Origin of the sequence: Psychrobacter sp. A3, from assembly GCF_028823565.1 — a bacterium.
GTDB classification, from domain to species: domain Bacteria; phylum Pseudomonadota; class Gammaproteobacteria; order Pseudomonadales; family Moraxellaceae; genus Psychrobacter; species Psychrobacter celer.
Genome location: NZ_JAPEHS010000095.1, coordinates 1 through 9,100, shown reverse-complemented (window position 1 = coordinate 9,100; position 9,100 = coordinate 1). Strand labels below are relative to the sequence as shown.

6 protein-coding genes, 2 tRNA genes and 1 pseudogene are annotated in these 9,100 nt (G+C 48.6%); 8 read left to right on the top strand and 1 reads right to left on the bottom strand.

Annotation, left to right across the window (positions count from 1 at the left end):
* Nucleotides 1-498: 498 nt before the first annotated feature.
* The 5 genes from ppx to NK638_RS10795 all read left to right on the top strand — a co-directional run bounded on the left by ppx (nt 499) and on the right by NK638_RS10795 (nt 6,794).
* A complete protein-coding gene (ppx, locus tag NK638_RS10815) occupies nt 499-2,025 on the top strand; it encodes an exopolyphosphatase (protein ID WP_192995843.1) in 1,527 nt (508 codons plus the stop codon).
* 248 nt (nt 2,026-2,273) lie between these two features.
* Nucleotides 2,274-3,077: an acetyl-CoA carboxylase carboxyltransferase subunit alpha gene (locus tag NK638_RS10810; protein ID WP_075102213.1), complete on the top strand. Its 804-nt coding sequence runs from the start codon at nt 2,274-2,276 to the stop codon at nt 3,075-3,077.
* Between the two features lie 326 nt (nt 3,078-3,403).
* Nucleotides 3,404-5,071 (top strand): tRNA lysidine(34) synthetase TilS, encoded by a 1,668-nt coding sequence (gene tilS, locus NK638_RS10805; RefSeq protein WP_274633030.1) that lies wholly within the window; start codon nt 3,404-3,406, stop codon nt 5,069-5,071.
* 214 nt (nt 5,072-5,285) lie between these two features.
* The gene (proC, locus tag NK638_RS10800; protein ID WP_274633029.1) at nt 5,286-6,092 is read left to right on the top strand and encodes a pyrroline-5-carboxylate reductase; all 807 of its coding nucleotides are present in this window, start codon (nt 5,286-5,288) and stop codon (nt 6,090-6,092) included.
* 132 nt (nt 6,093-6,224) lie between these two features.
* Entirely contained in the window at nt 6,225-6,794 is a 570-nt protein-coding gene (locus NK638_RS10795; RefSeq protein WP_274633028.1) for a YggT family protein, read from the top strand.
* Between the two features lie 75 nt (nt 6,795-6,869).
* Here NK638_RS10795 and NK638_RS10790 read toward each other — a convergent pair whose 3' ends face one another.
* A complete protein-coding gene (locus NK638_RS10790) occupies nt 6,870-7,676 on the bottom strand; it encodes a hydroxymethylpyrimidine/phosphomethylpyrimidine kinase (protein ID WP_274633027.1) in 807 nt (268 codons plus the stop codon).
* Nucleotides 7,677-8,260: 584 nt separating this feature from the next.
* On the opposite strand from NK638_RS10790, the gene NK638_RS10785 reads away from it, so the two are divergent.
* From NK638_RS10785 to NK638_RS10775, 3 genes and pseudogenes are all read left to right on the top strand, one after another.
* A tRNA-Ser gene (locus NK638_RS10785) sits at nt 8,261-8,350 on the top strand.
* A gap of 187 nt (nt 8,351-8,537) precedes the next feature.
* A tRNA-Arg gene (locus NK638_RS10780) sits at nt 8,538-8,614 on the top strand.
* Nucleotides 8,615-8,841: 227 nt separating this feature from the next.
* Nucleotides 8,842-9,100: pseudogene (locus NK638_RS10775) on the top strand (RDD family protein); the annotation flags it as partial.

The window sequence follows — 9,100 nt, the reverse complement described above, 5'->3', positions numbered from 1 at the left end:
GTTTTTTGCCTGAGTATGAGAGTGATGGTCAGCGGCTTTGATCACGTCGAGGGTGGCTGTTTGATTCATGACGTTAGCTTCCTTGCTAATGAATGATAAAATGATGGCTGGCGGTCAGCAAGTTAAGCCGGCATGGGCCAGCGGATAGTGAGGCCTTTGATGCATTTTAATGTAACAAAGCCCCATGAGTAACACAAGTTTTAGATAATCTGCCGGCCACTGCTGCTGATTTGTGCGAATTGGTAGCCATGTATCTGATTTATCTGGATTCGACTATACTTGCCAGTGTTTGGCATAAATGCTTTAATGGCGAAAATTGTGTCACTGCTGTCTGCTGGCCTCTCACATTGATGTCGATGGCCCGTTTTTGTCATGTGGTTTTTATAGTTTGGTTATTATAAGATGTTTGACAGCTTGGCTTTGCTTGAGCCAGCCGTTTGACCCAGCGCCGCCCATGTCTGTACCTTTTATCCCACTAATATGGTAACGATTTCGCTTATGCCCATTGATTATTTTACAAACCCGCCAATCGCCGACGATGAAATGATGGCCGCCATTGATATCGGCTCCAATAGTTTTCACTTAGCCATCGCTCGTTTAGATCATGGGGAGGTGCGTAAAGTCGTCTCTATGTCAGAAAAAGTGCAGCTGGCCGCGGGGCTGGATGAGCACAACATCCTAAGCGCGGCGGCTGAAAAGCGCGGCCTTGAATGTCTTAGCCGCTTTGTGGCGCGTTTGGATTCGGTGCCACCTGAGCGTATTCGGGTGGTCGCCACCAACGCCTTGCGCCAAGCCAAAAACGCCAATGATTTTATCAGCCGTGCCAATAAGATTTTGCCCAAGCCTATCGAGATTATCGCAGGACGAGAAGAGGCGCGTTTGATTTATTTGGGCGTTTCACATACCAACGCCAGTAGTGATAAGCGTTTGGTCATCGATATTGGTGGTGGCTCGACGGAGTTTATCATCGGCCAAGAGTTTGACCCGCTACTGACGGAGAGCTTGCAGATGGGCTGCGTGGCCTTTACCCAAAAGTACTTTGCTGATGGGCAGATTACCAAAGACGCGTTTACCAATGCCATCGCAGGCGCACGTAAAGAAGTACTGGCGATCAATGGCCGTTACCAAAAAGTCGGCTGGAGTAGTGTGGTCGGCTCAAGCGGTACCATCAAAGCGGTGCGAAATGTGTTGGTGTCAAAGGGCTGGGCCGATGAGCAAGAGCGCATCACCTATAAAGGGGTGAAAAAACTCGAAAAACTGCTGCTAAAGATCGGCAACGTCGGCGATATCGATTTAGAAGGTGTCAAAGAGCACCGAAAGGCGGTGTTTCCAGCGGGGGTAGCGGTCCTGCGCGCGGTGATGAAAGTGCTGGGTATCGAAACCATCGTCTATTCTGACGGCGCGCTGCGCGAAGGTGTCATGTATGATATGTTAGGGCGTTTTGCGAGTGAAGACGTGCGTGACCGCAGTGTGCTGGCGTTGATCAAACGCTATTCAGGCGACAAAAAACAAGCCAAACAAGTGGTCAAAACCAGCCGGCATTTATTTGAACAAGTCAAAGACACGCTGGGTCTGAGTAGTGATGATGGCGATTTGCTCAGACGGGCGGCGTTTTTGCACGAGATAGGGCTGGCGATCAGTCACAGTAGCTACCATAAGCATAGCGCTTATTTGCTTGAGCACTCAGATATTCCAGGGTTTTCACAGGTCGACCAAAAGCGCATGGCGCAGCTGATGCTCAATCACCGCCGTAAGCTAAAAGCCGATATGTTGGAGCAGACCTGTACCATCGGCGGCAACCAGTTGGTCTATCTGTGCTTGCTCCTGCGTTTGGCAGTATTGGCGCATCACAGCCGCAGCGACCATGAGCTACCAGCATTACAGCTCGCTGTCGTCGATGATCACTGCTGGCAGATCACGGTTGCCGATAGTAGCGAGCACTATGCATTTTTGTTGCCAGATTTGCATACCGAGATTGAGCAGTTTGCCAAATGGGGTATCGAGCTTAGCGTGATAGAGGCCTGATGGCTTTGATAGCTAGCATCATTATTATGCCAGATGACGGACACCATCGACGTATCAATGCGCCTTACTGGTGGCATGTGCCCTATCGTTAGTAAGATGGTTTACAGATCTAGGTAACAAAAGCCGCTTTGACAATAATGTCATGCCATTTAAGATGTGCTACTATAGCTTCTATTGAGTTTACAACTGTACTTTTATTATCAAAAACCGATAACATTATTGAGTATAATTATTAAAGGGAAGCATTTATGAGCACTGTCTGGGATAGTGTGCAGCTTGCACGGCACGCCAAGCGTCCATTGTTTATGGACTATGTCAATCAGCTGTTTACCGAGTTTGATGAATTACATGGCGACCGCGCGTTTGCCGATGACAAGGCCATCGTAGGTGGTCTGGCGCGTTTTGAGGGTCAGCCTGTGATGGTCATCGGTCAGCACCGTGGCCGTAGTACGCGTGAGCGTATCGCCCATAACTTTGGTATGGCCAACCCCGAAGGCTACCGTAAGGTCATTCGTTTGGTAAAAATGGCCGAGCGGTTTAATATTCCGGTGATGACCTTTGTCGATACCCAAGGCGCGTATCCAGGAGTGGGCGCAGAAGAGCGCGGCCAAGCACAAGCCATCGCGGAGAGTATCGCGGTATTCTCTAGTCTACAAGTTCCTATCATCGTGACCATCATCGGTGAAGGCGGCTCAGGCGGTGCGCTGGCCATCGGCGTGGGTGACAGGGTCAATATGCTACAAAACAGTATCTACTCGGTCATCTCACCTGAAGGCTGCGCTTCTATCTTATGGAAGACTGCCGAAAAAGCTCAAGACGCCAGTGAAGCGTTAAAGCTAAATGCGGTAAACCTGCATCAAATGGGTCTGATTGATGCGGTCATTGAGGAAGGTGAGGGCGCGCACGTCCAGCCGCAGCCTGTCATGGATGCGCTAAAGTCCTTGCTCACTGAGCAATTAAAAGCGCTCAATGAGATGGATGTTGAAACCCGCTGCGCACTGCGTTATGAAAAGCTCAAATCCTTTGACTCTGAAGTGATGCTGCCTTGCTGATTTGTTGATGAGTCATATCGCAAAATAAAAGTGTTAAAATAAAAACGTGTCATTGTATGGCGCGTTTTTTTATGCATAGGTGATTTATAAGAGGTTGTTTATAAGATTTTGAGCCAATAAATTATCCAATCATCTAAGCGCTCAGACATTCTCCGCTACTTTTTAACTACTACGATTTAAACACTTTAAAAAAATAACTTTGCATTGAGCGCTTTATCGCCATGTATCTGACGTATTTGGATTTACTATAATTAGCAGCACAATTTCTATACGACGTACATATGTCAAGGCTCATGATATTTTGCTTGCTATCAACAAGGCTGATTATGACCAGTAGCGCAATTATTCCCTCTCCTATTAAGCCAATAGCGACGCTACCAACTGACGATGATTTGGCGCAGGTATTGCTGAGTAGTCTGACAGAATACAGCGCGCAGCTGCATGGCCGGCGCGTCTGGCTGGCCTGTAGTGGTGGGCGAGACTCTTTAGCGCTGGCGGCGCTGTGTGTCCAGCTATATCATCATGGCCGCTTGCCGTTTTTGCCGCAGTTACTGCACGTCGATCATGGTCTGCAAGCAGATAGCGGCGTCTGGGCGCAGCACGTCGCACGTTGGGCCACCGTGCAAAATCTGCCTTGCCAAATCTTGCGCGCACAGGTCAAAGGTCAAGACGAGCAGGCAGCACGGCATGCCCGCTATGAGATGATGCGCGCCGTACTCAACACCGACGATGTACTGCTGCTTGCGCATCACGCTGATGACCAAGCTGAAACGATACTGATGCGGCTGATACAAGGCGCTGGGGTCAATGGGCTATCAGGTATGCAGCCGTGGCGCACGCAGACACAAGGTGGACGGCGCAACGCACTGTGGCGGCCATGGTTGACCGCCAAACGTAGTACGATCAGCCGTTATGCGCAGCGTCTACAACTCCCCTATATTGATGACCCAACCAATGAGGCAGGGGATAACGTCCGTAGTGGTCTGCGCCGCGATATCATGCCAGTTTTGGCCACGTATAACCCAAACGTCATTGATAATATCGCCCGTAGCGCCCAGCTATTAAGTGACGCGCAATCCATCCTCAATGATCAGGCAGTAGCGGATCTGCAGCGGGTAGCAGTCAGTGATTTGCAGCTCGCGTCCGCCCAGCGGGTACTAGATATAGCAGCGCTAAACACGCTGCCGCCATACCGTCAGCGCCAATTGCTGCATCATTGGCTTACTCAAGATGAGCCGTTGCCACCCACAAAGCAGCTGGTAGATGCGGTATTTGGCCTTAGCCGGCGTCAGGACTCTAACCACCAAACCGCGCTTTTTTGGCAAGCGGGTCTACAGTCTTACGTCATTCGCCGTTATCGTCAGCGGCTGTATCGTATAAGTAGCGACTGGCTGGATTGGCTGACGTTACCGATGGGTAAGGTGGAGCATGTAATCTCTGATCTGACAGCTGAGGTGGCTAGTACACCTGCTATCAGACCGCAGCCTATCTTGATGACATTACGCAGTGACACACATTTCGTTTGGCAAGCTAAGATTTGGCCTCATGCTTTGGCTGCTTTATTGGGTGGTGACAGAAGCGGCAGTGCTACGTTCAGTAAGGACATGTTAAGCAAAGACACGTTAAGCAAGGGTACGCTAACAGGTAAGCTTGCCAATCATCAGGGTGCAATGCGTCTCTCGTTTGCGCCGTTAGCGCGGCAGCAGCGCGTGCGCACGGTGTCCATGCCGCGGCCACAAGCGGGCAAAAAACTATATCAAACGCTGGGCATACCAGTATGGCTGCGGGAAAGCTTGGTGATAGTAAGCGTCGACTTTAGTCATTCAAAAGACGGACAAGACGATCTGATCGAAAACGCAGCTGCCGTGCCTATCTTATTGTTGTCACCTTTTGATTGTTGGATATTGCGCACAGATATCATGCGCGTAGAGAGTAATCATCCAGCGGCGCTTGATGAGATAGCTGAGGGTGTCGTTATTCAGATTATGATATAAAAGTCGCGCCAGGCAACAACGCCAGCAACACCAAAGCTGCGCCAAAATCCGTTCAGATAGAGGCGATCACTCTATCAGTCAATGAGGCGTCAAGCGGGCAAGTAAGCCGCTGAATTTATCAAACGATGCCAGTAGCAGTATGGTAAACTGAGTGTCATTTTCCCTAGCAGTATGTTAGTTTGAATACTTTTGGATTTTTGCGTAGGAGACAAGTATGTCAGTATTAGATAATAAAAAAATCAGCTTTATCGGTGGCGGCAACATGGCGCAGGCGCTGAAGCCAAGCTTGATTACAGTCGCTGACCCTAGTAGCGAGGCGCGTGAGCAGCTATCTGCTAAAGGACTAAACACTGTCGACCCAACCGCCGATGCCACAGCTGCTGTTATCGGTGCTGACATTGTGGTATTGGCCGTCAAGCCGCAAGTGATGAAAGCGGTGGTGAGCGGCTTTGCCGATGCGCTAGATCAGCAGCTGGTGATTTCGGTCGCGGCAGGTCTGTCGACGGCTTTGTTGACAGACATGCTCGCCGGCTATAGCAATATCGTGCGCGCGATGCCAAACACACCGGCGATGATTCAGATGGGCGCGACTGGCTTATATGGTACAGACACTATCTCTGCAGAACAAAAGCAATTGGCAACGGCGGTGATGGAAGCCTCAGGGCTAGTCATGTGGGTCGATGATGAAGCACACATGCATGCGGTCACGGCTGTTTCAGGCTCAGCGCCTGCTTATATGTTTTACTTTATCGAGTCGATGGTTGATGGTGCAGTCGCGCTGGGGTTGGATAAAGAGCAAGCGTCAGCACTGGCCATGCAGACCATGCTAGGCGCGGCAAAAATGGCGATGAATAGTGATGACGCACCAGCCGAGCTGCGCCGTAAGGTCACCTCGCCAAATGGTACGACGCAAGCGGCTGTCGAGTCTATGCAAGCCAACGAGATTGGTCGTCAAATCATTGAAGCCATGAAAGCCTGCTATGATCGCAGCCAAGCGCTGAGCGAAGAGATGAGTAAATAATCGCTGACTACTGTTTCTCTATCTTGGGATATGTCAGGCATGATGGCATATCTCATTTATAATCAAAAAACGCCTGATAAAGACATTCGTCTTCTTAAAATCCGTTAATAACGTCACATTGAGTAGCGCTTCATGAACAACATGTTATTTCAAATCTTTGATTTGGTCACCACTTTCGCCATGATATTGGTGTTTATTCGTTTTATGCTGCAGTTTGCTGGTATGGATGCTCGTAACCCTATGATTGCCCCTGCTTATAAAGCGACCCATATCGTCGATGTGTTTGGGCGTATTTTTCCGACCGTCGCGCAAGGCCGTATCAGCATTGCCGCCATTGTACTGATGTTTTTGATTCGTCTGATCGATATCTCTGGCAAAGCTGCCTTAATGCATAAAGGCATTGCGCCGGTGCCGTTGTTTTTTACGGGTACCACCAGCTTATTATTAGACTTTTTGCGTATGTGTCGCTACTTGGTCATCGGCTCTATTATCGTCAGCTGGATTGTGGTGTTTACCCAGTCTCAGCATCCGATTATCGGTATTATCATCGGTCTGGCCGAACCTATTTTGGCACCGTTTCGCCGCATCACGCCAAACTTAGGAATGCTTGATTTGTCACCGATGGTGGCTTTTTTGGCGTTTTATTTACTCGAGATATTCATCGGTGGTTTGGCCGCCAGCTTTATGCCAATGTTGGGTTAACACTAAAACGCTGCGCTGTTAATTAGCCTGAGTGAAGGGCGCTCTATCGATATAGAGCGCCCTTTTTGTATATATTTATTGGATATGTGAATAACTGACAAAACGATTGGGTATCAATTGGGCGGCGTCATCGTCAGGGTGCGGGACGTCAGCGGCGCGTAGCGTCTGAGTGATCCAGTTATCTGCCGCTTTGACGGCGTCAATCAGCGCATCGCCCATGGCTAAGCGTCCAGCGATAAAGCTGGCAAGCGAGCAGCCAGAGCCATGAAACTCGCCTTTTAGGCGTGGCAAGATACTCTGATGTACCATCTCACCATTGATATACAGATACTGCTCGATATCGCCGCTGTCGAAGTCATGGGAGGTTTTTACCAAGACGGCATGGGTGCCTTGCGCACACAGTTTTTTTGCAGCGACATGTAGGTCTTGCTCGCCGCTTAGCGCACGCAGCTCATGTGTATTGGGTGTGATTAAGGTGGCGTAGGGGAGCAGCTTGCGAAAGGCGGTGACCAAGGTCTGCTCATCGCCCAAGCTGCCGCCACTATTGGCGACCAGCACAGGGTCTAAGACAAACGGCGTGTCAGCGTCGATGGCTTGCTTGGCAAACAGCTCTGTGAGCATGGCGATATTGTCAGTGGCGCCAAGCATGCCAGATTTTATGGCACGGACCGGCAGATCTTCGAGCACGGCGACGGCTTGATCCTTGACCAAACTGGCCGCGCATGCCTCAAACCCAAACACTTGTTGCGAGCTTTGGATGGTTATGGCGGTACAAGCGATGGCAGCATGGGCGCCGGCTTGGCCGATGGCCTCGATATCCGCTTGTAGTCCAGCGCCGCCTGAGGGGTCCAATCCTGAAAAACACAGTACCACGGGTCGCATAACATATCCTTTTATTTATAAGAGCGATCAGAAAACTGATAAATACTATAGCCAGCCAATAAGCAAAAAGCCAGTATCAGAATAGCGTTAACCTGTTTTAAATAAGCAGCGTTCTATAGTCGATACACTCTAAAAATGTCATAGCGCTACTGGGATGCTATTTTTAAACGTAGGTTGCGCAGCCTCTGGGAACACAGCACGCAAGTAAAATTTATACCAGTAGCGCGTTTAAATCCATAACAGTTTTATATTCAGCTAACTATACAGACATAAAAAGTACCAGTTTTGCGTTGTATGGATTGTACTTATGGCAGGTGGTTCATTCAAACAAACCAGCCTATTGCAGCCTTAGGGATAGGGGGGTATCTGATGTGTAGATTTGGGCAGTATTGTTGGTCACAATGAGCGATAAAAGCATTTAAATCAATAATTATCATAAAAGCGAGATTAAATATGCCGACAAGGCTTGCAATTCGTTTTGGCTTTGTTATAATACTCGCCCACGACATAAGACGTATCGTTAGCATCGATACTGTATTTGTAAGGCTGTTTTTGAACAGTATTATAAGTGTCTTACTTCGTTCGGTGAAGTGGGTGAGTGGCTGAAACCAGTTCCCTGCTAAGGAACCATACGTGTAAGCGTATCGAGGGTTCGAATCCCTCCTTCACCGCCATTTATTTTGTTATTATAATAGTGCTAACGCAGTATATCGACGATAAATGATTTTTTAGCGATGACTTCAAAAATAATTTGAAATTATCTTAATAAATCAGTTGACACAAGCGATATTATCTATATAATGACCAACCTAATTTACTGCAATTGTTACTAAACACTGTAGTGAATGATATGCAAAATACGCGCCTGTAGCTCAGTTGGATAGAGCACTTGGCTACGAACTAAGGGGTCGGGAGTTCGAATCTCTCCAGGCGCACCATTTGCATACTAGCTTACCTTTTTAAAGCTTAAGCAAAACCTAAAATAATCGCCTGTCTTATGACATTTTGGCGATTTTTTTGTGTCTGTCATTTTTATACCTATCATTTGCGCACAATACATACAAGTAGCAGGTGGCGCATACGTCTTTAATCATCAAAGGTACGATAAGCGTTTGAATTACGGTACAATAGCGCTACTATTCACTGCTTGCTATGAGCTTGTACCATGTCAAAGAGTTTATCCAAACGCCCGCCAAAAACTGTGCCTAAATCCTCTGCGCCCAAATCATCTTCGTCCGGCGCGCCTGTGCAGCAAGACCCAAATGAAGCCCCTAGCATTGCCAAACCCTTAACTCGGGTGGTGGCGATTTTGTATGATGGTATGCTGATTTTGGCGCTGTTGTTTTTGGTCGGTACGATGTTGACGGTGATTGGGACTTTGCTGACCATGGAGACTGGTACCGAATCGTCGCAAGCGCAGTCGC